Raw genomic sequence first — 26,362 nt, forward strand, 5'->3', positions numbered from 1 at the left:
TAGAAAAGGGATCTGTCACTTAAAATTGGTCTTTATATAGTCTGTCATCTGAAAGTCTTTCTTCATTTCCGGTTTACCGATCTGCTGTACTTCCGTATGAATCATCAGTGGCTGCCTGCCAGCCACATATTTTTCAAGGAAGCTGTCTATCTCCTGTAAGTTGGAAGTCATCGGACTCTCTGATATTTCATGCGCTGCATTTTTCACATCAAAGAAATAATAAGGCGAGGTTATCTTATTTAGTTGCCCTGCAATACATTTCGATCCGTAAAAGCCGTAGTTATAGAGTTCTATCTTATCATAAGGCACATTACTGTCGGCATCGCCATGGAATAACTGCATCGGAGCAGGGGCTGTCTGCCACTGCAACTCCCCGTCTGTACTGAATATTGCGCCGGCAAAAGAGATAATCCCGGCATAATTAAACCCAACAGGAAGTTTCTCCGTTACTTTTGCCCGGGTACAGATAGCATATTCGCCGTGTAAAACAGATACGGCACCTGCACTGGAACCATTGGCGACAATCATATCCTTATCAATATTCCAATCTCCGGCATTATCCACTACAAAAGCCGTGGCATCGAAGAGGTCTTCCACTGCCATAGATATACTTTTATTAAGAGCGGCTACGATACGCATCGGGTCTTGGGTATTCAGGTTCTTCATACCCAGCCTGTAATCAATAGAGACTACGGTAAAGCCCTTATTCGCCAAATGGTTGAAATACCCAATGTAATTCTTATTATCACGAACCCCGCCGACAAAACCTCCTCCAAACATAAAAACGATGCATGGCTTTACTTTTCCTGACCCGGGCAAATCATATTTATCGAGACGAAGGGTGTCTGTCCCTTTTACGGAATAAGTATATGTTTCCTTCCTTAACGGGTCATTTGCTCTAATAGTGATACTTAGCAATAATAAGGCCGACAGAATGGATATAAAACTCTTTCTCATAAGGCAGACTAATGTGTTATTTTATACAGTAACTCTTTTAGCAACTCCCCGTCGGGTGTGGATACATTATCCACCCCTTTGCACTTGGCGTCGTATGTCCTCAGCAGGCTAAGTATCTCCATACATTTAAAAGCATTGTAGTTGCGTATCGCCGCAACATAATCTTTTGCCTGATATGGATTCCTGAATCCCAGTTCGGCGGCGATACCCTGCTCTGTTTTATTCTTTGCCCAGTAACATATCATCAGGTTGCTGAAGAAGTTGAAAAGAACTACCAGCGTCACAATCAAAGGATTGTTCTTGGGATTCTTTTCAAAATAATCCGCTATCTGGTTCACTTTGAACGTATTCTTTTCTATAACAGCCTTTAGCAACTCGAAGTTGTTAAAATCCTTACTTATACCAATATTCTCTTCTATCAGATTAGGAGTAACCTGTGTCTGACCTTTAGGCATGGCAATCAGCAACTTCGCTATCTCATTGGTCAGTTTGCTCAGGTCGTTCCCCAGGTAATCGGATAGCATCTGCGCCGATTTCGCATCTATAGCTAATCCTTTTTGTTGCATGTAAGAAGAAATGAAGGCCGGTATTTTATATTCCGGTATCTTCTTCGACTCGAACACGATACCGTTCTTATCTATTTCCGCATACAGCTTCTTACGTTTATCCAGCGTCCCGTTCTTGTAGTTGAGTACAAGGACGGTTGTATGAAGCGGATTCTTTGCATAAACCTCCAGTTCCTCTATTTTACTCAGATTTTGAGCTTCTTTTATAACAATCAACTGATAATCGGACATCATCGGGAAACTACGCGCCATAGTAATAACAGAAGCCACATCAGTCTCCATTCCATAGCGGATAGTTTGGTTAAAGTCCTTTTCTTCCTCGGGCAGGACAGTGCTTACCAGCATATCTGTTATCTCGTCGATGTAATACGGCTCATCACCCATTAATAAGTAAACAGGCTTAAATTTACGGGCTTTTATATCGGCTATAATTTGCTCAAAAGTCATAGTCCTTATTCAAATTTCAGGTGTTTAACGGTTTGCCCGTTGTTTATCAGTGTTGTAAGAGACTCTATGCCTATAAGCACATGCTCATCCACAAAACTTTTAGTGACCAGGCTGTCACTCTTTTCAGTTTTCACACCGTCCGAAATCATTGGCTGGTCAGATACCAACAGCAATGCTCCGGTCGGGATCTGGTTAGCAAACCCGCAGGTAAACAATGTCGCTGTTTCCATATCCACAGCCATTGTACGAATCCGCCTCAGGTAGTCTTTGAATACATCGTCATATTCCCACACCCGGCGATTGGTGGTATATACTGTCCCCGTCCAGTAATCTCGGTTGTGATTACGGATAGTTGACGACACCGACCTCAACAGGCTGAAAGCCGGCAAAGACGGTACTTCGGGCGGAAAATAATCGTTCGATGTTCCTTCTCCCCGGATAGCCGCGATAGGCAATATATAATCTCCCAGATTGTTATGCTTCTTTATCCCTCCGCATTTACCTAAAAACAATACGGCTTCGGGTTCAACCGCGCTCAGTAAGTCCATTATAGTAGCTGCATTGGCACTTCCCATACCAAAATTAATAATGGTAATGCCATTAGCCGATGCATTCGGCATATTACCATCGAGACCCACAATAGGCACATTGAAATGACTGGCAAACACCTCTACATACTTTGCAAAATTGGTAAGTAATATATGTTTGGTAAACTGTTCTAACGGCCTTTTGGTGTACCTCGGAAGCCAATTGTCTACAATCTCTTGTTTTGTTTTCATATTAACTTTACTTTTGTTTTAAAGATAAACAAGTATCTTTTATTTTTTGTTGTACAGGATTAACAAAGGTAACAAATGTTGGATTTAAATCTGCCCCCTTTCAATATAAATGTAAAAAAAACGGACGGAAGACTTAGCGTTTTCGACAGGCTACGTCGTAAGTTTGTGACACTTACACCCGAAGAATGGGTACGCCAGCACTTCATTAATTACCTGATCACAGAGAAAGGATATCCGCAGGCTTTAATAGCTAACGAGATACAAATCAACCTGAACAACCAGAAACGCAGGTGTGATTCCATTGTTTACGATAAAACTATTTCCCCTCTGGTCATAGTCGAATATAAGTCGCCGGATGTGGAAATTACCCAAGCTGTTTTCGACCAGATAGTAAGATACAACATCGTGCTGAAAGTAAAATACCTGATTGTATCCAACGGGCTTAGCCATTACTGTTGCCGGATGGATTACAGCGCACAAACATTCGATTATCTTGCTGATATACCGACATATACAGAATTATAACTCTCCGCAAAATTACATATTTTAACCATATTTAGTTAAAAGGTAACAAAGGTAACAGATATATCAGTTAACAGTCATCAGTTAGCAGTTAACATCTTGTATCTTGTTTACTCGTATCTTGTCCACTTGTAACTTTTTAAAAAGGTAACACATGTAACATTTTTTTAGCCTTTGTGCCCTTTGTGATTTCCTTCGTGTACTTGGTGGTTAAAACTCTTTACCACAAGAGACACAAAGAGTTACACAAAGGGTACTATATAAAAGGTAACAAAGGTAACACTTGTTTCAGTAAACAGTAAACAGTCATCAGTCAACAACTTGTATCTCGTATCTTGTTTACTTGTACCTTTCTTCAAAAGGTAACAAAAGTAACACTTTTCTACATATTACTTTTTACTCTCATAGTAAGTCCCCCTTGGTGCATTTAGGAGGCCAATCCAATCTTTCAAAGAACTCCTAAAACCGTATAGATAAATATCCGGCAAATACATGCACTTATATCACAAAAAAGGCTTCCCATGTGAGAAGCCTTCAAATATCTTAATTATATTCTAGTCTGAGATTATTCAGCAGGAGGTGTCGCTGGCTGCTCTGTAGCAGGTGCAGGCGCAGTGTTGCTTGGTATGGCAGGCAGTGTTGTCGACATATCAGGAGCACCTGTATTAACAGGAGCAGGGGCGCCTACTTCCGGTTGAAGGGTAGTTGTCGCTTTCGGCCTGATCATAACACAAACTATACTCATCACCATGATGAAACCGGCTAGTCCCCAAGTTGCTTTTTCTAGGAAATCGGTAGTTTTACGAACACCCATAATGGCGTTTGATGATGAGAAACCTGATGAAAGGCCACCACCTTTAGAATTTTGAACAAGAACTATCAGTACTAAGGCAATCGCTGCAATTACAATTAATACAGTAATAAGTGTAATCATTTTGTATCTTTAAATTTCGAATTTATAATTAGTTTTTCCAAAAAACTCAATTGGTCTGCAAAGTAAATATTTTTTTTCGGATAATTCAAACTTAAGTGTTTAATAATTTTGTATGCTTTCTCATACTTCTTCTGTTTTATGTAGATTTTAGCCAATGTCTCGGTAAAAAATACATCTTCGTCCAGTTCATCATCTTTTTCATCCGTTTTTTCCATATCATCCGACAAAGGCTCGTCGTCTCCGCTTATTTGTATGCGGATACCGCCTTCCATCTCCGAACGGGTAATGAATGTATCTATGATATTCTGATGCTTGAGGCTTGACGGTTCTTTATCAGCAGGGATATCTTCACTCTCCGCTACAGAAGTCACCTGCATATAAGTAAAGTAATCTGTAGTAGCGAGACTTGAATGTGATATACTATACTCCAGATCTGCATCCGCATCATTATTTCCTTTCAATTCGAAAAAAGCATTCAGTAACAGACTGGTTTTATCTTCACTCACCTCACTTTTTCCCGTCTGACGGAAAAACGAGTCATACTCATCACTCAAAATATAGTAAAATAAAGCCTTACGGTCGTTTACAAAAATACTTAATTTACCCAGTTCTTCCTGAAAACTTTCAGACTCAAATAAATATACAGACTTCAGATAAGTAAATATACCCGTCTGCGAATATGGATATTCTTCAACAAAAGCCCTTAAGGGCTGTATATCCTCTTGCGAAGGATTTACGCCTTTTTCGGTTAATTTATAGAATTGTTGAATATCCACAGCCTTCAGTGAAAAGTGAAAAGTGAAAAATATAAAGAGTAAAAAGCTATATAATTATGATAATAAAATTTATTTTTCACTTTTCATTCTTCATTTTTCACTCATTAATTATTGTTTCTACCAATTAGACATTGTCGCATTAAAAATCTGATCTACAATATCTTTCGTCAACTCGTCAATCAATCCATCCTGTACATCGGTAAGCATCAGGCTACTGGAGAAGTCACGGTAAGCAGTAATCGTTTCCTCTTTGTCTTCTTGCGGATTCTTATTATTTCTGAACCGCATCTTCACTCCTAATGTCAAACGTGTTTCGGCGGAGAAGTTATCTTCCTTTACCGACAAAGGTGTCAATTCATATGTAACAATCTCCCCTTCAATCTCGAGCGACGGATTAATCGAGGTGAATTGCAGTTTCGTATTACGGGTAAATACATCCTTCATTCGCTCGTTGAATACCTGAGTCAGCGGAGGATATACATAAGGTGCCTGATTCTGGAAATCGCGTATATCGATTGTTGGCGTTTCCGCATAGTTGATAGATGCCCCATTAAATTTATAAGACACCGTACAGCCGGCAAACAATGCGACAAAGAAAAGTGACAATAATACCTTTTTCATAAATTTTCCAGATTATATTCTTTTATTTTTCTATACAATGTACGCTCCGATATTTTTAGATCCTGAGCTGCATTCTTGCGTTTCCCATTATGCCGCTCCAGTGCTTTTATAATCATATCTCTTTCTACATCTTGTAACGAAAGCGTTTCCTCCTCATACTCCGGAGCCTCGATCACATCGGCATCGGCAATTGTAGATGCAGGTATTATGGTATGTCCGTCATCTTTGATAGGCAAAGATGAGGTCCTGTCTGCCTGATTTACAACCATTGGCGTAAGAGGCTTTTCACTACTGTTTACCACAGGAGAAGAGAGGATATCTCCGGGCTTCATATTTCCGGCCACGATATCATGAACGATCTTTTTCAGCTCGTTCATATCCTTCTTCATATCGAACAATACCTGATATAATATTTCCCGCTCGTTATTGAAATTCTTCTGTTCACCGGCGCTTATTGTTCCTACAGGTATAAGTCCGACCTCATTGGCCGGAAGATATAATTTCAGTATATCAGGAGTTATATCCCTCGTTTGCTCAATTATCGAAATCTGTTCTGTAATATTCTTTAACTGGCGGATATTGCCGGGCCAGTAATATTCTTTTAGCATTTGTCTTGCAGAATCGGTTAGCACGATCGGAGGCATACTATACTTTTCGGCACAATCGCTTGCAAATCTCCTGAATAACAAGGGGATATCATCCTTCCGGTCCCTAAGTGCCGGAATACGGATAGGTACTGTGTTGAGGCGATAGTACAAATCTTCACGGAAACGCCCGTTACGGGTAGCAGTCACCATATCCAGATTGGTAGCGGCAACAACACGTACATCGGTTTTCTCCACTTTAGATGAACCCACTTTTATAAACTCTCCTGTTTCCAGTACGCGTAATAAGCGGGCCTGAGTAGACAGAGGCAACTCCCCTACCTCATCGAGAAATAAAGTACCTCCGTTAGCTACCTCAAAATATCCTTTCCGCTCACCTGTTGCTCCGGTAAAAGACCCTTTCTCGTGTCCGAAAAGTTCGGAATCGATCGTTCCTTCGGGAATAGAACCGCAATTGACTGCGATATATGTCCCGTGTTTACGATGGCTGAACTGATGAATAATCTGTGGAAAATTCTCTTTCCCTACTCCGCTCTCCCCGGTCACCAATACCGACATATCGGTAGGAGCCACCTGAAGGGCAATATCTATAGCCCGGTTCAGATCGGGACTATTCCCGATGATACCGAAGCGTTGCTTTACTTGTTGGATGTCCGGTTTTGCCATTATAATTACAAGTTTATAGGTTATATATCATAAGTATTCAACACATTAGGCTACAAATATGGCTAATAGTTGCCTACCGTCAACTGTTAAACAGTAGATAAAACCTGACAAAATTACATATTAATTCCCATTTTGTCAGTCTTTTTTAGTGAAGATTTGCAAAGAATAAAAATTTGAAGCCTACTCATAAGTTATATTCTAAATTGGTTTGCTGAAAAATAATACCTGATTAATGAACGTGAAAAAAGATAAACAATTCTTATCTTTTTAACGTTCTTACTTAAAAGTATTCGCTTTGAGCTAAAGGATTATTTATCTTTGCGTACATTCGAGAAACAAACTGCTTAATATATCATATAATATATATTTAAATATGGAATTATCCTCCTTACTATCCCCTATCAATATTACATTGACAATTCTTATTACGGCATCCATTTTCTTCATGCGAGGAAAGGTCCGCTCCGACCTCGTGGCTGTATGTGCCCTACTGGCATTGGTCCTTTTCGGAATACTGGATACATCAGAAGCATTGGCCGGATTTTCGAATCCTGTCGTCATAATGATGATCGGGCTCTTCATCGTAGGCGCCGGAATCTTCCGTACCGGACTAGCCAAGGTTATCAGTAGCAAGATATTGCAAACGGCGGGAAGCAACGAAAATAAACTATTCATACTCGTAATGCTTGTAACAGCCTCGATAGGTGCTTTTGTGAGCAATACAGGTACTGTAGCTGTAATGATGCCGATTATTGTCAGTATGGCTACAAGCGCCAATATCAGTCCACGCAGATACCTGATGCCATTAGCCTTCGCCAGCAGTATGGGGATGTTTACACTAATCAGTACCCCTCCCAATCTGGTCATTAATAATGCCTTGGTAGATGCAGGATATAAAGCTTTATCATTCTTCTCTTTTGCTCCTATCGGATTTGTCGCTCTGGGAGTCGGAGTTATTATTTTATTCTTTCTAAGTAAATTATTAATATCTAAAAGTGACGCGTCTGCAACAAAAAAGAAACAGGGAAAATCATTGGTCGAACTAGCTATGGAGTATGAATTGCAAAACCAATCATACAGGATAGAAGTAAAAAATGATACACCATTATCGGACAAAACTCTTGCCGAACTAAGAATAGCGACACATTACAATGTAAGTATCAGCAAGATAGTACGAAAAGTCGGCAATTCCAGATTCAGGAAGAATGTTATTGAAGAAGTTGCTGGTCCAAAGTCAACGATACAGAAAGGTGATATATTATATTGTCATGGAAGTCTTGAAGATATAGAGAGATTCGTTTCCGAAAATCATCTGCATCTGGAGAAAACAAACGGAGATTATCCTTTTACTGATTTTCAGGAATCAGGTATTGCCGAGATATTTATCATGCCTAATTCCAAACTTATAAACCGGACAATCTCAGAGATTCAGTTCAGAGAGGAATATAATGTAAATGTACTTGGTATTCAGCGGCAGAATGAATATCGCATGCATGATATTAAAGATGCAAAATTGCATTCGGGAGATGCACTCTTGATACAGGGTACATGGAAAGACCTCGCAAACCTCGATGACAGGCAGGACGACCTCGTGCTGGTGGGACAACCCTTAAAGGAAGCTGCAAAGGTAACACTAGATCAGAAAGCCCCTATAGCTGCGGCTATCATGATATTAATGGTAATAGCCATGGTGTTTGAGATTGTTCCATCTGTGATAGCAATTCTACTGGCGGCAGTGGCAATGGTTGTCACAGGCTGTTTAAGAAACATGGAAGAAGCCTACGGCAGTATCAATTGGGAAAGTGTAGTACTCATCGGGGCTATGCTGCCTATGGCTACAGCATTCCAGAACACGGGAGTAGATACGCTAATTTCCGGCGGGCTGGTTGGTAAGTTAGGAGACTTTGGTCCTTATGCCCTGTTAGCAGGAATATACTTCTGTACATCATTGCTTACCATGTTTATTAGCAATACAGCAACAGCCGTGCTATTTACTCCTATAGCCCTCAAAGCTGCGGTAAGCATGAGCGTCAGTCCATATCCGTTTCTGTTTGCTGTTGCAGTAGCTGCGAGTATGTGTTTCGCGTCTCCATTCTCAACGCCTCCAAATGCATTGGTGATGAGCGCCGGACGTTATACCTTTATGGATTATATAAAGGTGGGATTGCCTCTACAATTAATTATGGGAATAGTGATGATACTGGTATTGCCGCTTTTGTTCCCGTTCTGATAAAGTAACCGGCGTTTAAGATTCCAACAGTTTAACTATTTGTTGAAGATAGTGGGCATCTGTTTCATCGAAGTGATTCAGATGCTCGCTGTCTATATCGAGTACCGCGATGACTTCATCATTCCGGAATAAAGGTACTACTATTTCAGATTGAGAAGCGGTATCGCAGGCAATATGTCCGGGAAACTGGTTTACATCTTCTACTATAACTGTTTTCTTTTCCTTCCATGCCGTTCCGCAGACTCCTTTTCCATACTTGATACGGGTACAGGCTATTGTTCCCTGGAATGGCCCGAGGACGAGTTCATCCTTTTTTACAATATAGAAGCCAACCCAGAAGAAGCCGAATGTCATCTTCAATGCTGATGATATATTGGCAAAATTGGCAATGGTATCGGTTTCTCCTTCTATTAATGCTTTGAGCTGGGGGAGAAGGGAGTGGTAGGTTTCTTCTTTGGAAGAGGTAGGGGTGAGGTGGAGGGTGTGGGACATAGGAATATTATACTAATAAATTAATAGTTGTTTTCTCCCATCAACCATGTTATTCTGGACACGGACGAAGTTCTCTTCTGAAGTTTCATTATCATATCTTTGTAAACGGAATCATCATAGACGTTCGCTAAATCACGCGCCACTGATAAAGCTGTTGTTGTTGCAATCTTTTGCGGCTTACTTCCAAAAGCCCATTCTTTTGAACCTGAAATATAAGGAATAAGATAATCAAATGCGAGTTTGAGATTTTTACCATCTTCTGTTTTATAACTCCATAAATCATTATTTGTGTATGAAGATATGGTAGCCATGGTAATAAATCCTTGTAAACAATATATAGAATATCTTAAAGATTGATTTCTTTTTAATTCCATAGGAAAACGTCCATTTCTATCTATTTGCTTTTTTATTTGCTCTTTTGCTAAAGTGATCATTTGCTCCAACTCTTCAGTATTTCCTATATATAAAGAATATGTTGCAAGTTGAGTAATATACCATATAGCTTGATTATTTGATGCTTTTCTAATAGACTTTCCTTGATTACTATTTAAAAGCCATGTAGATAATTCAGCAAACCAACTCTTTAATGCTCGATCATCTGAATCAGCCCAATATTTAGAGATTTCTAATAATTTTACATAGTCTATCAACTTTATGAAAACAACACCAAATATTATACCAGTTGCCATTCCTTCTTTACTATCTTCTGATAAGCATGCAGCATATTTAAAATTAGGATTCATTCTACTTTCAGGATCAATAAACCAAATTTTCAAAATATTAGAGGCTTTTTTAGCATATTCTTCATTCTGAGAATAAAACCAAGCTAATGATAATGTCTCTATTTGCTCAACCATCAAATTCAACCTATCCATATCATAAGCATCAGATTCGGCTTTAGGATTCACTTGCCCATCTTTCAAAACAGACAACAACTCTCCATTAGAATTTGACTCTGTCCAAGCATATTTACTTAAGGAATAGAAATCATTTTTATCACCAGATGGCGGTATATTTCCATCTATGACCTTACATGGAATGACATCTAATAAAGCATCCGCATCTTTTAAAAGTTGCTGATATGCTTTTTGTGACTGGGAATTTCCTTTTCTAATCTTCTCCCTAATACTGGTCAACTCTTGATAATTCATACTTACAAGTTGATATTCTTGGGCATTAGATTCATTAATTACAATGAATATAATAAATAATAAAATTACAACTCTTATCATATAATTTGTTTAAAAGGTTTTATTTAATAAGATTTTCTTGTTAAAACAAATTAGTGTACTATTAAGTTTAATCTTTCCATTTTTAATAATAGAGATACAACAATTCCTACAATTAAAGTAAGATTTTACATGTCAGCATTATTTTTATCGACCTCCAGTTATTATATTAGTGAAACGAGGTATTATTTTTTTCAGCAAAAAATAAACTAATAGAGATAATGCTATTATAAATAAAGTCGGTATAAAATATATAAAAAGAAATTCTAATTCACTCGCAGGTTTTATATAAACAAATAAAAAACGCCTTAAAAAATCCAACCAAGGCTCATGAAATGCAAATAAAAAGAAACTAGCACTAGATAAAAAAACTGATATATGTAGTTTATTATTCTTTATACCAAAAGCAACTATATTAAAAAGAAGAATTAAACCAACCAAAATTCCTGCATTATGAATAAGTGTGTTCTTTGTTATCAAATCCAACATTGCTAGAATCGAATATAATATTGCAGTAGGGTAATAAAACCTATTAAATACTTTTAAAAAGTTAAGGTTATTAATACTAAAATATGCACCAAAACTAAAAAAGAATAAGCAGGCACTATTTAATCCTACAATACTATAAAATTTAAAAAACCAAATAATGCACAAAAGAAGAATACCATAAATTTTTAAATACTTAACAAGCAAGTATACCAATGGAGATAAGATTACTATAACTATTAAATCGCGAATAAACCAAAAGGTGAATAAAAAAGGAGCCTTTGTTGGACTATTATCCATAGACCAAAAAGCTTTAAAAAAATCAATTATAGTATAATCTTTTATTAGTAAATTATTTCCTGAGAAAAAACTGGACAATTGAGGTGTATTCTGGGCAATAAAATACAATAAGAGTACCAACGCATTCCAAAAAATATATGGAATAAGCAAAGTTTTACTTCTTTTTTTTAATTTATCTACATAAATGTGTAGATTCCAATTTTTATTTATTTTATAAAAAAATAAAAAACCGGATGTAAAAAAAACAAAGGGACTGCTATTCTTGCTATGACTTGAGATATTAAATATCTTATAGAATCATATACAGGGTATACCATTTCAGGGGCGGAGCCCCCTCCTTGAGCTGTTGTTGAGGCTGAATATGCGTGGATAAAAACCACTGCGACTATTAAAGGAAATCTCAGAAAACTTATTGTTTTAGACTGAAGTTCATTGTAATCCATATTGAAATCAAGGTTTATATATAATCAAGATAGAAACTATTTACTTTTTAGAAAGTCTGAAATTGATTTGATCAAGCTATCTGAAGCATACTTACCAATACGATGTAAGGGTTTAATCTCATCTCTTTGCAATAGTTCCATAAGCACATTAACTAAATTAATCTCATTGTCAACTACATATACATAACCCATCTCTTTTAGCATTGCAGCTGTTGCTAATTGATGCTCATTTCGATGCTCTCCCAAGCGTGCAATTCTAGGCATAATAATTACAGGTTTATTATGAGTTAATGCTGTAATTACCGTCCCCATACCAGCATGACTTACTATCAAGCGTGCTTTAAAAAAAAGTTTATCAAACTCACTAGGTGATAGAAAGTCACAAACCTCCACATTTTTCACTTTATAGCTGGACTCAAATGCTTGTACGACAATTTGTTCTTCTACTACTGCAGCCAGTTCATCTATGGCTTTTATCAGCCGATCAAATGGCTCTTGCGTTCCTACTGTTACAAAAATCATGATATTACATTTCCTGCATATATTACCTTCTTAGACGCTAAATGAGGCCATTGAGTATAGACTCTATCAGCAAAGACAGATGCAATTTTTCCACTTAAAGATAATTTTTCAACATTTGCAATACTATCGACCCAAATAGTTTTACAAGAACATAAGGCTCCAACAATAATTACTATTAAACCAGGTGCAGCTCCTGTTGTCAATATTACATCTGGCTTTTCAGAGGCTACTATCCGCCATACTTCTCTTAAGCTCCTTATTATATCAATTTTATTCTTTCTACTAAAATCTCGAATTGCATAAAAACGACTTTCAGGCACAAACTCGGAAAAGCTATCCCTTGTTGAAATGAAAACTAATTCAGAATAATCAAAAGCAGGCTTCAATCTTAATAATTGGAGCCAATGACCACCTGCTGAAGCTACTGCTAATACTTTCAATGTTATATTTTTTATTTAAAAGGAAATGCTGAATAGATTTCTTTTTGTTTAATATCAATCATCTCTCTTGTGATTTTATACTGATCAATGATATTATTAAGAGTCGGTATATTGCTCGCGTTTATATTTAGAGGATTGGGTTTTAATCCAAATGCAGAATAATAGTCATGAAATTTAAAACCATCTCCCTTTAAATTATCAGTTACAGTAATCCACTGATTAGGAATATTAAAACTGTCAGCAACAACCAACCCATGTAAACTGCTTGAAATAATATATTCACATTGAGCAATTTGTTTTATTACAGTCATTGGATCATCTCTAAGATTTATGAATATAGAATCTTTGAATGAATCTTTAAGCTGTTGAAAAACAAGCTCATTTTGTTCTTTAAAATGAGCAATAACACCAACCTGGTATTTTTTTTGCTCAGGTTTATCCAGTAAGTAAGGTGTGATTAATCCTCCATCTCCAGTTACAATATCTAATTCCTTTCCAAGAATTGATTCAACTCGTTTTTTTGTTAAAGTTCCTCTTACTGAATGAAAATTCATCTCTCTTATAAACTCTTTATCGTTGCGTTGATTAAAGATAAATCCCGTACACCATACATTAACAGGGTAAGATACAAACTTTGCTCTAAGCTCTGAGTATAATGAATAGTATTTCGGATATATATATGTGTCTTTAAGAAAACAATCCATACCACTACCAATTACGCTCAATTCACATGTAGAAACAGATTCCTTTTTGAAATCATTCCCAAACACTTTGCTTATAAGCAATTCATTCAATAAATCCCCCATATTCGGGAGTTTTGCATAGTATACCTTTAATTTTTTTTTCATAAATATATAGTCTTTTTTATTTTTAATATAATTTATTTTTTAAGAAATTTGAAAAATTACCCCATGTATTTTTTTTACAATATAATTCTATCTTTGTCTTATAATCTGGTAAAGTACTATTTTCTTCTAAATATTTAATAACATCTCCAAAATCATGATATGCCAATATTATACCTTGAGCAGCCATTTCCTTAAAAGCTCCCACATTAGGCCCAACAATAAGAGAGCCTTTAGGAAGAGAAGTGATTAATGCGCCTGAATTAAATACGCTCTTTCCTGTATAAGGAAAGAAAACTAATCTTGCTTCAAGATGAAGTTTGTCTAGTTCTTCACTTTCAATATATTTGTTTGATATGCTTATATTGGATCCAATATATCTTTCACAAAAGAAATTGAAATATTCTTCACTTTCAAACTTTCCTATTATTTTAATTTTCAACCGATTGAGCATTCTTTTCTCAGATAAAAATTCTAAAAACTCTTCAATTCCTTTACTTTTTCTTATATTCCCCCATATTAGAATATCATATTTTTTACCAGTTGTAATTTCAGGCTGCATCATTGAAAAAACAGGATGAGGAAAAAGAAGTACCCGATCATCGCTTATGTCCAATTTTAGAGCTTGATAACTCTCAGTTGTATGTAATATAACAAAGTCTGATTTTTTTGCCATAAAAGAAATCAAGAACTTTCCAACTTTTTCATTAGAACCATGAGGCTGAAGGTTATGATGTGTCCAAATAATCTTTTTACCAAATAATTTTATCAGATAAAATAAAAAAATGAAAATTACAGCTTTTATAAAAGAACTATTTTCTATCCAATTAAAGTAAAAAAAGTCAGTCCTAAATATATTTATAGGAATATCGTACCAAGACAATTTCTGTCCATAGTTGACAATATTAAAATTTTGTTGGAGACTTACTGTCAAATTATAAGTATATGGGTTTTTCTCTTTGAGAGTTTCTATATCTCTCATCGGGAATAGATAAATTCTTTTCTTCATTTAAAACCAACTTTATACAGTCATATACGGAAAATAATGTAAATCATATAATAACTTGGATTTCCTTGTGCCTATTACCTTTGCTGGAATACCTCCAACTATACTATAAGCCGGAACATCCTTTGTCACTACAGCACCACAAGCAACAACAGCACCTCTTCCTATTGTAACACCAGGCAAAATAATAACACGGGAGGCTACCCATACATGATCCTCAATAATAACATCCCCTCTCTTTAGTTTATGGTAATCGGAATGAGGGTCATGTTCAAGAGTAAAAATCCATGTTCCTCTGGCAATATCTACATTATCATTTATAATTATTTGTCCTTGCCTACCATCTAAAAGGCAATCGGGATTTATAATGCAATTATTTCCCACAACAATCTTATTTTTCTTAAAATCTTTATTCAATAATTTAAGATTTGGTGCAATATAAGATTTCTTTCCTAGTGTTAAATAGCACCTAATTATTGGCTTTCTCAACACAAAAAAAGGAATTTTACTAAAAAAAATATTAAATATATAAAGGCGTAAAGCTTTTATAAATCGCCCTATTTCCTTAGCAATAATTATAAAACAATTCGGATTTTCTCTTTTTGACATTTTAACCTCAATTACTTTATAATGAATGATACTAAAAACTTAATAATTGGATATGGTATATACAATATATACTTTTTTAGTCCGATATCTGATGTTCTAGTCCTTTTTATATATTTATCTATTATTTTTTTATCCAATTTATATTTATCTAAAATAGGAATCATTAAATATCTTAATGCCAACCCATTAATATACTTATTAAAAATGCTATCTTCAGAAGCAAACTCGTCATACTTCCCTTCTAGAACTTGGTACTGAATAGTTTTTTTAAATGGATGAACACGCTCCATGGCTCGATTTTCCGAATCATTCCTATAATATATAAGATATCTATTATAAAATGCCACTTTATTATAGAATGTAAATCTAATAATAAAATCCATATCTTCTCCAAAAGAAAGAGTTTCATCAAACAATCCTATCTCTATTGACTTTTCTTTGTTAACAATTGTGCTTGATAAGAAGAATAAAGGCCCCATTGAAGATGCATATTTATAATAAGGTAATAAATATCCCATAAAGTCTGCATTTAATCTGCATTTTTTTCGAACAATATCGCCTGATTTATTAATTATATATCTATTAGCCCCATACATTTGGGCATCAGAGTACTTCTCCATAAAGAGAACCATCTCATGCAAATAATTTTTCTCCCAGATATCATCTCCGTCTAAAAATGCAATCCATTCATATTTAGCCTCTCTTATTCCTACATTTCGAGCGTGAGAAACACCTCCATTTTCAGTTGAAATAATTCGAATACGATCATCCTGTATTTGAGATAATCTCTCCAAACTCTTATCTGTAGATCCATCATTTACTACAACTATTTCAAATTGAGCATATTCCTGATTGAGTACTGATTTTACTGTTTTTACAATGCTATCTTCCTTATTATACAGAGGTATTACAACAGAATAATTCATTTCATCTATTTATTTCTAAAGACTTTACTCTACTCTTATCAATTAAATATAGAACAATAGCTTGTACGCCAAATAATCCTATTCTAAATATCTCAGCACTAGTGAAAGAGACCATAACTAAATACAAAAAGTACATAACTAAATAAAATTTCTCTTTAGGTACAGATGTGAATATTGCTTTTACAGAATACCATAAAATAGCTATTACAATAACTCCTCCTGCAACAATCCATAGTCCTAACAAACCCAAATCCATCCAAAATAGATTGCTTTGCTCTTGAATAAGCATATGCTCTTGCCCATATGTACTATCTCCATTAGGCAATCCATTACCCAATATATATGCTCCGATATTAGGTGTAAATTCATAAAAGAAATAAGAAAACTGGATAAATCTGATTGAATCTTGTCCTCTATCAATATCAGACTCCGATCTAAGAATCATTTCTTCTAAAATATTATATATAAATGGAATTTGCACTAAAACTATTATTAGAAAAATTCCAATAGCGGAAATCTTCATTATAGATTTAAGTGAAAATTTATTTATTCTAAAAAAGATCAAACCAGAACAAAACAAAATAGTTAAAGGCAATAATCTAAAGCCTCCAAGTATCAAAACGCAAAAAAAGGCTAATGCCATTACTAGGTTGATTAATCTCTTCTTTATGAAGAATTGATTCACTTGCATAAGAATAGCTAATCCCAAAAAGCCATTACCTAATAAACGTATTCTTAAAGTACCTCTATCTTCATATATTTTAGTTTCAAATATTTCTAACGGATAGACAGACATTTGGATTAAATAAAATATCGAAAATACTATGGCAAAAAATATGATAAGTCGTTCAACATATTTTTCGGAAACTTCATTTTTAGATAAATAAAAATATAATAATATGAATGTATAATTTTTGAATGCTAAAAATGTCATCCAGAAAGATTGTCCATGATTAATATATGCAGATAATATATTAGTAAAAATGCCTATTAAAAATAATATTACACAATTTTTAAAATATATATCCTTTTTTGAATATGAAAATAAAAGACAATATCCCATAATCATCCACGAGAATATATAACCTAAATACATAAGAGGCTTGGGAACAAGAAAAAACCCCCAAAACTCAACAGAGCATATAATTAGAATAAATAAAAGGACTTTCTTCATTTCAAAATTTCATTCCTCAGAAATCGTCTTGATTTATATTTCAATTCGTTCAATCTCAAGTTTACATCATTATAGTCTATTAAATCTGATATACGATGTATATCATATGAGTCTTCAATATAACGTTCTTCTATTCCAACCGCTGCTAAAATACTTTTTGTTCTGGTACCAAACTTCTTTGGAGCAATAGCAACAAATTGCTTATTCAGATTAATAGAAAAGGCCGCCCCATGGAAAGAACAGGCAACTATAAACTCAGCATTATTAAATAAATGAATAAAATCAAGTGCTGTTATAGTAGAAAAGTTATATACTTTATCTGCTTTTTGTAAGAATGAAAGACCATAACTTAACAAATAGATTTTTAGATTCTTCTTTTCTGCAATTTCCTGAGCTATTTTAAAAATACGAGGCATAGAATCTAGATGCACGGAATATATCAAGAGATATGGCTCTTTCTGAGAATTATGATTTTTATTCTTACTAAAATCAATCCAATCTTCCTTATCCAAAAGAAATGTCGGATCCAACACATGCGTTCCTGTTAATCCAAGGTCTTCAATAATTTTTAATCCTGAATCTTCTCTTACTGAAATGGAGTCATATTTTGATAAATAATTAAAGATAATTTCTTTTTCTTCCAACTCCAGTTTCGATTTGCCAAAACTTGCAGCATAAGAAATTTTCTTTTTCCCTTCAGTAGCAAAAGCGAGAAAAAGACTTGGATCAATTCCTGCATTATATGAAGTATTCCAAACCTGATCACTTCCTGTCATATATATATCAGCTGCAACCTTATTAAGGTTAAAATCTTCTATATTATGATACTTATATTTAGTTAATGGAATATATTCTTTCAAGAAAGAATCAACTTTCTTATCATTGAAATAAGAGATTATAATTCTCAGGCAAATAACAATAAAAGCCTTTATTTTATTTGTTTTTTTATTATTAGTTGATACAATTATATTTTGCCTCAGTCCTTTGGGTGTCAATCGCGGTTGTATATAATCAACAACTTCAACTTCTGCATTATTTAATTGCAAAAACCGAACTGTGGCATAAGTCTGTAATAATGAACCAAAATTATGAACTCTATGTAGGGTTATTAAAGACACTTTCATTGTTTATTATTATATATTTTTTAATAAAATCTATTCATTCAATGCTTCTTTCAAAAAGGAAAATGATTTTCTTCGTTCTTGTTCGAGTTTTATATTTACATTTTGATAATCTAATTCAATATCTTTCAATTTTGGTAAAGGAGAATCATTATCAATGATCCTATTTTCTAATCCTAAAATTGAGAGAAGGCTTTCTATTCTTGAACCATTACTCTGATGTATACTCGTATTTAAAATAGAAAAAAATGGCTTTTGGAAATTTATAGAAAATGCGACACCATGAAAAGAACTAGTTGCAACAATTGCAGCTTGACTGAAGATGCTTACAAATTCTTTAGGACCTAAATTCCATATTACTTTTACATTTTCTAAAGAAAGATCTTCAACTGTCATTCCTATTTTTATAATTTGATAACCAGTTATCGATTGCAGATAATATGCAAGGTCTATAGTTCTCTTGCTATATCCTATCGTATATAATAAAATGAATGGCTCTTTCTTCTTCACATCTGGCAGATAACTTAGCCATTCATCTCCCGTTAATAATAGAGTGGGGTCTAAGACAACATGTGCATCCCTGCTGCTTATTTGTTTTATAATTTTCGCGCCATGTTCTTCTCTCACAGATAAAAAATCTATTGAATTTATCCATAAATTATACTTAGAAACCAAATCCAAAGGTAATTCTGAAATACCAAAACTAGGCGCATAGGATATTCGTTTAGAATCAGGATTGGTAAAAGTTAAAAAATAAGGCTCTGGATGAAATGGCATCTTGGGATTCCAGACTTGATCACTCCCTGTCACATATACATCATATTTAGGAGGGTTTTTATATAGTTCATCTCCATTATGATAAATTTTTTTCGAAAACTTCATTTCTTGTTCATCGAAAGTTTTAAATATTCTATTCCGAACTTTATTTAATTCTGACAATTTTTTCTGTTTAGTAAAGAAAAATAAAACTTTTTTCAATAATTGTTTGAAGTATATTATCGTTACTTTTTCATTTGCTGAAACATTACTATATAAAGGATTAAATCTACGAGTATCTACAAAATCTTTATGAACCGGCCTAAGTAAATCTATTATCTCACAATCGAATCCTTCTCTTTCAATTACAGTTTTTAGCGCAAACGCCTGAAGAGACGCTCCATAATTTATGGCTCTATGTATAGTTATAAGTCCAACTTTTTTCATTCTCACACTATTAGTTTAGTAACATTCAAACCGTCAAATCTTGGTGATTTTGCAACGTTAAATTCATCTGGTAAGTAACCACATGACATAACAAGGGTTATAACTTCCCGTTCGGGTACATTCAACAACCTCCTCATCTTTCCATCACGATCTTTACTTACACTCCAATTTAACGCACAAGAACCTATTTCATAATAATGAAGAGCATATGCAAAAGTCATAGCAAACATGCCTGAATTTAAATACGATTCGTTTCTTTCAAATGCACTCTGAAATACTGAAACATCTGAGGTAAACACAACCAAAGCGTTAGCCAAGTCTCCAAATCCCCTATTACCATTCTGTAGAGATAGGGCTTGTTTGATTATCTCTTTATTCTTTATAATGTAAATTCTGTTAGGTTGCCGATTACATGCTGATGGTGATTTTTGTGCAAGATTTACGCAATCTTGTAATATATCTATTGGAATATCTTTTGACGAATAATTCCTTACTGTATATCTCGATTCACAAAACTGTTTAAAATCGGCATGTTTATATTTTATAAAATCGGATTTTCTAAAGATTAATTGTTCTGATTTTTGGAATATGTCTACTTTAATAGAGAGAGACTGTATTTTATCTAATAAAACCTGCTCCAAATTATAATTATGCTGCCGATGAAAATCTACATATTCATTCAGTATCATAATTGAATGAGTAAATTCCATCTCACTACAGTTATAATTTCGATGTATATATAATTCGCATAAATCAATTAACGTATTTAGAGGTTTCGCACCAAACCCTAATCTTGTTTCAGGCATTGTAAGGCCCTTTTCAATGACATGATATGTCATAGTAAGCAATCCTTTTACTTTATTTTCATTTGATAATTTATTCAGAGAGTTAGAATATTTCATATATCTCCTTATGTCATACAAATATGCTGTTATAATCAAATAATAAGCGCGCAATTTTTGATATATTTTTTTCATTATTTTATATATTTACTTATTTATTATATCATTATTATTTATTCTATTTCGTACTAGATTTGGCTAAATAAGATCTGCATTCAGACAACAAGCTAGTATAAGTATTATTCTCTATTTATATTTAAAATGCTACGTAGTTTCTTTAATAAACCATTTAATGCTATTTTTTCTTCATCTTCCAATCCTGCAATATAAATGGTAATTATAAATATAAAACATGATAAAGAGAATGTCAATAAAAAACGAAAATCCCAATGAACATATTCTGTAATAAAAAAGCATACAACTAAAGATGAGAAAGCAGGAAGCATCGTTTTAAGAAAGACTTTTGCAACGAATTCTTTTATGGATAATCCTGCTAATTTTTCAAGAAAAAATATTCTAAAGAAACAGGCAATTGATTCAACACAGATAAAACTTATTAGAACAAAATAGGGTGGATAATCCAATTTAAGTAGTATATATGCGATTGGTAAATTTAACAATAATAAAGAGCCTACAACTGCCTGATAAACACGAATCTTCCCTGTAGCTTGCGCTGCTGATTGCAACCCGATTGTCCATTGTTTTACTAAAGTACCAATCAGCATTAATGAGCAAAAAGCAACAGTATGATCAGGTACTTTCTTCAACCAAATACCAAGTATAGCCGGCATTTCAAATATTGCAGGGATGGCTAATATTGCCAATAAGAAAAAACCATATTTACATGCAGACATGGATAGTTTTAACATTCGTTTCCTATCATTTTGTCCTTCACTCTTCATTATTTGAGGATTAATAGCACGAAGCATTGTCGCTGAGAAAAAATTAATTTGTCCAGCCAATTGATTAGCTATCCCATATGCAGCATTAATCACCGTTCCAAAGAAAAGATTCAATAAAACTGCCAATCCTTGATTTCTCCCCATACCACATAATACTCCAAATAGATTCCAACCTGCATATCCCGTTAATTCTTTCATTAACGGCTTATCATAACAATAGTGACGAATATCACACTCGTCATATTTTTTCAAACAATAAAAAGAATATATTAAGAAAGATATTAGACTGATAAACGCTGTTAAAACTCCAAATATGACTAGCTTATCAGAGTCTGAAATAAAAATTAGGGAAACCGCCACTCCCAATTTCAATAAGACTTCAATTATATTCACCACTGCAATCCAAAGCATATTCTCATGAGCGTTTAAGGATGCTGTAAACGGAACTGAAATTATTGTAAAGAAAACCGATATTACCATCATATGGTAAATAATCTTAGCTACATCTAATCTTTGGCTTGGAATATTTAATACTGAATCAAACAAAAAGGGACAGATAATTTCTAATAACAACACTATAATCAAACCAATTACAATATGAAGTATCCAGCTATTAGAAAATACTTTTTTCTGCATCAATAAGTTATTCGTTCCTTGATGATATGATAAATATCGTTGTGTTGAAACAGTCATCGCTGCATTTAAAAATGAAAGCATAGCTATAACGCCTGCAATTAGCGTATATATACCATAATCTATATCTCCCAATATGTCTAAAACTACACGTGTTGTATAAAAAGTTATGCCTGCTGTCACAAACATCTTCCCATATAAAATAGTTGTATTAAATACAACTTTCTGCGCAGCATTCCCCATATTAAAAGTATTTTTCTCTTTACTACAACTAATATAATATTTTTATCTTCTACTATTATCAATCTCCATTCTATATATTTTATACAGATGTAGGGAGAATTTAGTAATTCAAAGGATCAAATTCATTTCATTTTTTAGCAAAATCAAATAAATCATCTTTCAGTATCCATAAAACAGCACATGAGAATGCTAAAAACACAAAAATTGCCAGTACCATTTTCTTCGATAACCCTGAAGGTTCTATCGGCTGTACAACAGGCTGTATAATAGTAAAAACTGGAGTTTTGTCTTGTACTTTAACTTTTGCCATTTGGAGTTGTTGAGCCATCTGATTGTAGAGCGAATATGCTAGATTTGCTTCATTTTGTAACTGTTCTTGGGTTGTTTTGAATCTGGCTGAGACAACATTCATATTCCCATCAATAAAGACTGCTAAATTCTTTTGTGCTTGATAATAATTCTCTTTTGATTCTTTATAAAGCTTCTCTGCATATATTAAATCTTTCCGAGCTTTCTGAGTTCGATAATCAATAATATATCCTTGCATATAAGATGTTAAAGTGTCAGCAACAAATGCTGATATTTGAGAACTTTGCATTGTGACAGAAATAGACGTTAGACTTGTATTCTTATCTGATTTTATTTCTAATCGATCTCTTAGACTACCAATAACGACTATTTCGTCTTTAGAAATAAAAGTCTGATTATTAACACCAATAGAGTCTGACGGATTACTATCAGATGAAGAGAACATACCTGATAAAAAAGAAGGTAAACCTAAAATATAACTCCACCATGCTGTTTGCTGATGATTCTCAATATAATCATACAAGGTAGTGTTGACTCCTTCGTCTAAATCTTTTACATTAATATTATATAATCCTTGTATAAAAGGTGTAGATTGAATAATATTTGGATAAATATCTGTTGATATAACATCTGTAGTTCCATTCAAATCAATTCCCGCCAAAGCAGCCAAAGATCCCATCTTTCCACCAGAAGCTTCATTTGAAGCCGGAAGCAATAATACAGTTGTTGTAAATTCTTTAGGCTTACTGAGTGCTACAATTAATCCAAGGATTACACCTACACTTAACATCTTAAGTATAAATTTTTTATTCTTCCATAACTTACTAGCTAATTCCAATAAGTCGATCTCTTTGTCTTCAGTAATATTATTTTTTTTCTCTTCCATAGCTTTATTTAGTCAATGCATTAATCAATAAAGCCACAACCGACGCCATCGAAGTTATACTTGTACCAATACTAATAGTTTCTGCCAATGTCATTTTTTGTTTTTGCTCTTTGGTTGGGACTACTATTTCACAACCAGGTTGAATAGCATCTTTACTTGAACCTTTAACCTTTGCAACTGTTCCATTCATATAAACAATGTATGCTCTCTTCTTCTGAGCCACATCATTATAGCCTCCGGCCTGATCAATATAATATGAAACCTTTTCTCCTTTTTTGTAAAGTATAGTATTCGGGTACATTACGGCTCCATTAATTTTCACTGTATTATCATACTCCGGAATCATTAGCCTGTCTCCGGGTTTTAAAACCAAATCAAATTCCGATCTAGGATACTTAAGAGCCATATCCAATTCTATCCCTATTGAATAGTATTTCTCCACATCCATCAATTCCGAAGATATAGAATCTGTTGATCCACTTTCAGATATCATCCTAATAGATTTTTTCTGACTTGCTATTTCTGCTTGTGATTTTTCTCTTACCAATTTTGCTCCTTGAGAATATGCATGTGGTGTTAAATTTCCTGCCCGAGCAATTATATCAGAGATCCGCTCTGTTTTCTCTTTAAGGGCATAAGTTCCAGGGAACAAAACCTCTCCCTGAAGTTCAATATTACGTTGTTCAATATATCCCGGACTTCTACGCACATACACTTGATCATATGGCATCAATGCAAAATTAGAGACTCCATCCACAATTAAACCATCTTTTATACTAAAAGTAAATGTTTCTGCAATCACAGATTGACTTTCCGTACTCATGGGGTCTACTATTCTTCGGGCAACATCAACCTTAGCGGTAGATGCTGATCCTAATAATCCTCCAGCTCGGATTATAAGATCTTCAATTGTTGTATTATCTGCATATTTATATGAACCAGGATTTGCCACATTTCCATATATAGCAAAGTTACCTAAGTCCATAACAACAGCATTTGTGGCAACAAATAAGACATCATTTTTTCTCAATACTATATCGCTGACGGTACCTTTAAGAAGCGAACTTAAGTTAATTGATAAATTCTCTATTGTTAAATCAGCCTTTTCTCTTGTCAATATAGCCCTGCTTAAAAATGCATCATCTTTCAGTCCACCTGCTTTTTCTATCAAATCCTTGACTGTCTTTATATCTTTTCCGATCTCATAGTAGCCTGACCGATAAACAGCACCCTGAACCTCTACTCTGTTTTCATATAGATTTAACCCAGCATGAATTGTAATCTGGTCTCCATCGTCAAGAATAAAGTTTTTAAAGTTATCAGATGCTAATGTAAACACCTTATCGTAACCTCCAGTTTTCCTCACTAATCCAGCCTCATTCCGGTATGCATCACCTACAAAGCCGCCAGAATACTTAATTAAATCGGCTAAAGTTTCCTGAGAAGTCATCTCATAAAACATCGGGCGCTTTACTTTCCCTGTTATTTCAACCAATGATATATATGGTGGGACAATAATAATATCTCCATCATTTAATCGTATATCTCCACTTGAATCGCCGTCCAATAAATATTTATAAATATCCACCGTTTTAATTAATTTTCCTTTACGATACAATTGAATCATTCTTAGTGATCCTATTTCATTTATACCTCCTGCATTATATAATGCATGAAAGACTGAAGATAATGAAGACATGGAATAAGTGCCTGGAACCGACACCTCACCCATTATATTTATTTGAATAGTTCTTATCTGCCCTAAAGTAAGTTTTATTTGTGAAGCACCCTCATAATCACCTATTCCAGAATAAAGACCGGAAAATTTCTGTTGAACATAATCGTTCGCTTCCTTAATTGTCATTCCACTTAAATAAACAGGTCCCAGTCGATCAACCCTGATACTTCCTTCCGGAGATATAGTCTGTCGCACAGATGCTTGTGATGCCCCCCAAATATCAATCACGACCTCGTCTCCAGGTCCGAGTTTATAATCTTCGGGGGTAGGAATATTAACATTCGGGGTAAAAGATAAATTTTTCTTATTAAATATATCTTTTCCAAATATTCTCTGTTTATTTTCTACTGTTGGCTGGTTGGCCATTGTTTCATCCAACACGTCAGTCCGCAATTTTGAATCATCATTAATAACCCCAGGAGAGACCACCTGCCGTTGTTGATTTTGCTGATCTTTTATCCTCTCCACCTGTCCTTGCGTCACACCTCTTTTTAACAACTCGGCAGCTATTGATTGCTGAGATGTCCCCTTATCCATTTCAGACTTGACATAGCTGATCACCTGATCATCTGACATTTGAGCAAAAAGGGAACAAATCGAAATTAAAAAAGTAAATAAATAAAGAATAAGTCTTTTCATATATTTGAGTTAATTTTTCCGGGAATTTATGATTCTCTAATTGAGTAATATAACTTATTGCTGTTTCTTTTATTTTGTATAAGGTATTCTCTGCCGAAAAACCACAGAGGTATTTTATCTTCATTAAATAAACACATAGCTCATAAAATCAAATAGTTGCAACGGTCACATCAGCCGTACTATTCTCCTTCTTTTTTTAGCGCTACAAATGTAGACATTTTTTAGCTGAAAACAAGCGTATTATCAACAAACATTTTGTCTTTTATCTAAC

Annotated in this window: 25 protein-coding genes; 2 read left to right on the forward strand and 23 right to left on the reverse strand. The window is 34.3% G+C overall.

Features of this window, described 5'->3' with window-relative positions; genetic code table 11:
- Positions 1-15 precede the first annotated feature (15 nt).
- The 3 genes from HMPREF9455_RS05855 to HMPREF9455_RS05865 are packed head-to-tail and all read right to left on the reverse strand — an operon-like array spanning position 16 to position 2,749.
- Positions 16-957, reverse strand: coding sequence for an alpha/beta hydrolase family protein (locus tag HMPREF9455_RS05855; protein WP_006798699.1), 942 nt, complete (start codon positions 955-957; stop codon positions 16-18).
- Positions 958-965: 8 nt separating this feature from the next.
- Entirely contained in the window at positions 966-1,970 is a 1,005-nt protein-coding gene (gene holA / locus HMPREF9455_RS05860) for a DNA polymerase III subunit delta (RefSeq protein ID WP_006798700.1), read from the reverse strand.
- A 5-nt stretch (positions 1,971-1,975) separates the two neighbouring features.
- Complete coding sequence (locus HMPREF9455_RS05865) at positions 1,976-2,749, reverse strand: AMP nucleosidase (protein WP_006798701.1); 774 nt, start codon at positions 2,747-2,749, stop codon at positions 1,976-1,978.
- Between the two features lie 75 nt (positions 2,750-2,824).
- Between HMPREF9455_RS05865 and HMPREF9455_RS05870 the strand changes: the two genes are divergently transcribed.
- Positions 2,825-3,274: a type I restriction enzyme HsdR N-terminal domain-containing protein gene (locus HMPREF9455_RS05870; RefSeq protein ID WP_006798702.1), complete on the forward strand. Its 450-nt coding sequence runs from the start codon at positions 2,825-2,827 to the stop codon at positions 3,272-3,274.
- Positions 3,275-3,836: 562 nt separating this feature from the next.
- On the opposite strand, the gene secG is transcribed toward HMPREF9455_RS05870, so the two are convergent.
- The 4 genes from secG to HMPREF9455_RS05890 form a co-directional block, all read right to left on the reverse strand.
- On the reverse strand, positions 3,837-4,205 hold the full coding sequence (secG, locus tag HMPREF9455_RS05875; RefSeq protein ID WP_006798703.1) for a preprotein translocase subunit SecG: 369 nt from the start codon (positions 4,203-4,205) through the stop codon (positions 3,837-3,839).
- Complete coding sequence (locus HMPREF9455_RS05880; protein WP_006798704.1) at positions 4,202-4,981, reverse strand: hypothetical protein; 780 nt, start codon at positions 4,979-4,981, stop codon at positions 4,202-4,204. The genes secG and HMPREF9455_RS05880 overlap by 4 nt, the downstream gene beginning before the upstream one ends.
- 117 nt (positions 4,982-5,098) lie before the next feature.
- On the reverse strand, positions 5,099-5,602 hold the full coding sequence (gene lptE / locus HMPREF9455_RS05885; RefSeq protein ID WP_006798705.1) for an LPS assembly lipoprotein LptE: 504 nt from the start codon (positions 5,600-5,602) through the stop codon (positions 5,099-5,101).
- Positions 5,599-6,873, reverse strand: coding sequence for a sigma-54 interaction domain-containing protein (locus HMPREF9455_RS05890; protein WP_006798706.1), 1,275 nt, complete (start codon positions 6,871-6,873; stop codon positions 5,599-5,601). Before HMPREF9455_RS05890 ends, lptE begins: the two co-directional genes overlap by 4 nt.
- A gap of 400 nt (positions 6,874-7,273) precedes the next feature.
- On the opposite strand from HMPREF9455_RS05890, the gene HMPREF9455_RS05895 reads away from it, so the two are divergent.
- Positions 7,274-9,103, forward strand: coding sequence for an SLC13 family permease (locus HMPREF9455_RS05895; protein ID WP_169312438.1), 1,830 nt, complete (start codon positions 7,274-7,276; stop codon positions 9,101-9,103).
- Positions 9,104-9,118: 15 nt separating this feature from the next.
- On the opposite strand, the gene HMPREF9455_RS05900 is transcribed toward HMPREF9455_RS05895, so the two are convergent.
- The 16 genes from HMPREF9455_RS05900 to HMPREF9455_RS05975 form a co-directional block, all read right to left on the reverse strand.
- Positions 9,119-9,595: a GAF domain-containing protein gene (locus HMPREF9455_RS05900; protein ID WP_006798708.1), complete on the reverse strand. Its 477-nt coding sequence runs from the start codon at positions 9,593-9,595 to the stop codon at positions 9,119-9,121.
- 20 nt (positions 9,596-9,615) lie between these two features.
- On the reverse strand, positions 9,616-10,827 hold the full coding sequence (locus tag HMPREF9455_RS05905; protein ID WP_006798709.1) for an alginate lyase family protein: 1,212 nt from the start codon (positions 10,825-10,827) through the stop codon (positions 9,616-9,618).
- 144 nt (positions 10,828-10,971) lie between these two features.
- Complete coding sequence (locus HMPREF9455_RS05910) at positions 10,972-11,898, reverse strand: acyltransferase family protein (protein WP_083820945.1); 927 nt, start codon at positions 11,896-11,898, stop codon at positions 10,972-10,974.
- Positions 11,899-12,089: 191 nt separating this feature from the next.
- Entirely contained in the window at positions 12,090-12,575 is a 486-nt protein-coding gene (locus HMPREF9455_RS05915; RefSeq protein ID WP_006798712.1) for a glycosyltransferase, read from the reverse strand.
- Entirely contained in the window at positions 12,572-13,015 is a 444-nt protein-coding gene (locus HMPREF9455_RS05920) for a glycosyltransferase family protein (RefSeq protein WP_006798713.1), read from the reverse strand. Before HMPREF9455_RS05920 ends, HMPREF9455_RS05915 begins: the two co-directional genes overlap by 4 nt.
- Before the next feature lie 11 nt (positions 13,016-13,026).
- The gene (locus HMPREF9455_RS05925) at positions 13,027-13,863 is read right to left on the reverse strand and encodes a polysaccharide pyruvyl transferase family protein (protein WP_006798714.1); all 837 of its coding nucleotides are present in this window, start codon (positions 13,861-13,863) and stop codon (positions 13,027-13,029) included.
- Positions 13,864-13,885: 22 nt separating this feature from the next.
- On the reverse strand, positions 13,886-14,869 hold the full coding sequence (locus HMPREF9455_RS05930; RefSeq protein WP_006798715.1) for a glycosyltransferase family protein: 984 nt from the start codon (positions 14,867-14,869) through the stop codon (positions 13,886-13,888).
- A gap of 12 nt (positions 14,870-14,881) precedes the next feature.
- On the reverse strand, positions 14,882-15,475 hold the full coding sequence (locus tag HMPREF9455_RS21860) for an acyltransferase (RefSeq protein ID WP_006798716.1): 594 nt from the start codon (positions 15,473-15,475) through the stop codon (positions 14,882-14,884).
- An 11-nt stretch (positions 15,476-15,486) separates the two neighbouring features.
- Positions 15,487-16,401, reverse strand: coding sequence for a glycosyltransferase family 2 protein (locus HMPREF9455_RS05940; protein WP_006798717.1), 915 nt, complete (start codon positions 16,399-16,401; stop codon positions 15,487-15,489).
- Position 16,402: 1 nt separating this feature from the next.
- On the reverse strand, positions 16,403-17,575 hold the full coding sequence (locus HMPREF9455_RS05945) for a hypothetical protein (protein ID WP_006798718.1): 1,173 nt from the start codon (positions 17,573-17,575) through the stop codon (positions 16,403-16,405).
- Positions 17,572-18,699 carry a polysaccharide pyruvyl transferase family protein gene (locus HMPREF9455_RS05950; protein WP_006798719.1) on the reverse strand — a complete coding sequence of 376 codons (1,128 nt, stop codon included), beginning with the start codon at positions 18,697-18,699 and terminating at the stop codon, positions 17,572-17,574. Before HMPREF9455_RS05950 ends, HMPREF9455_RS05945 begins: the two co-directional genes overlap by 4 nt.
- A gap of 30 nt (positions 18,700-18,729) precedes the next feature.
- Entirely contained in the window at positions 18,730-19,899 is a 1,170-nt protein-coding gene (locus tag HMPREF9455_RS05955) for a polysaccharide pyruvyl transferase family protein (RefSeq protein WP_006798720.1), read from the reverse strand.
- A 2-nt stretch (positions 19,900-19,901) separates the two neighbouring features.
- Positions 19,902-20,876, reverse strand: a complete 975-nt coding sequence (locus HMPREF9455_RS05960; protein WP_006798721.1) for a nitroreductase family protein — start codon at positions 20,874-20,876, stop codon at positions 19,902-19,904.
- A 104-nt stretch (positions 20,877-20,980) separates the two neighbouring features.
- Positions 20,981-22,519 carry a lipopolysaccharide biosynthesis protein gene (locus HMPREF9455_RS05965; RefSeq protein WP_006798722.1) on the reverse strand — a complete coding sequence of 513 codons (1,539 nt, stop codon included), beginning with the start codon at positions 22,517-22,519 and terminating at the stop codon, positions 20,981-20,983.
- Positions 22,520-22,646: 127 nt separating this feature from the next.
- Complete coding sequence (locus HMPREF9455_RS05970) at positions 22,647-23,714, reverse strand: Wzz/FepE/Etk N-terminal domain-containing protein (protein ID WP_006798723.1); 1,068 nt, start codon at positions 23,712-23,714, stop codon at positions 22,647-22,649.
- Between the two features lie 4 nt (positions 23,715-23,718).
- Positions 23,719-26,091, reverse strand: coding sequence for an SLBB domain-containing protein (locus HMPREF9455_RS05975; protein WP_006798724.1), 2,373 nt, complete (start codon positions 26,089-26,091; stop codon positions 23,719-23,721).
- Between the last annotated feature and the right edge of the window lie 271 nt (positions 26,092-26,362).

The sequence above is a fragment of the Dysgonomonas gadei ATCC BAA-286 genome, from assembly GCF_000213555.1.
In the GTDB taxonomy this organism is placed as follows: Bacteria; Bacteroidota; Bacteroidia; order Bacteroidales; family Dysgonomonadaceae; genus Dysgonomonas; species Dysgonomonas gadei.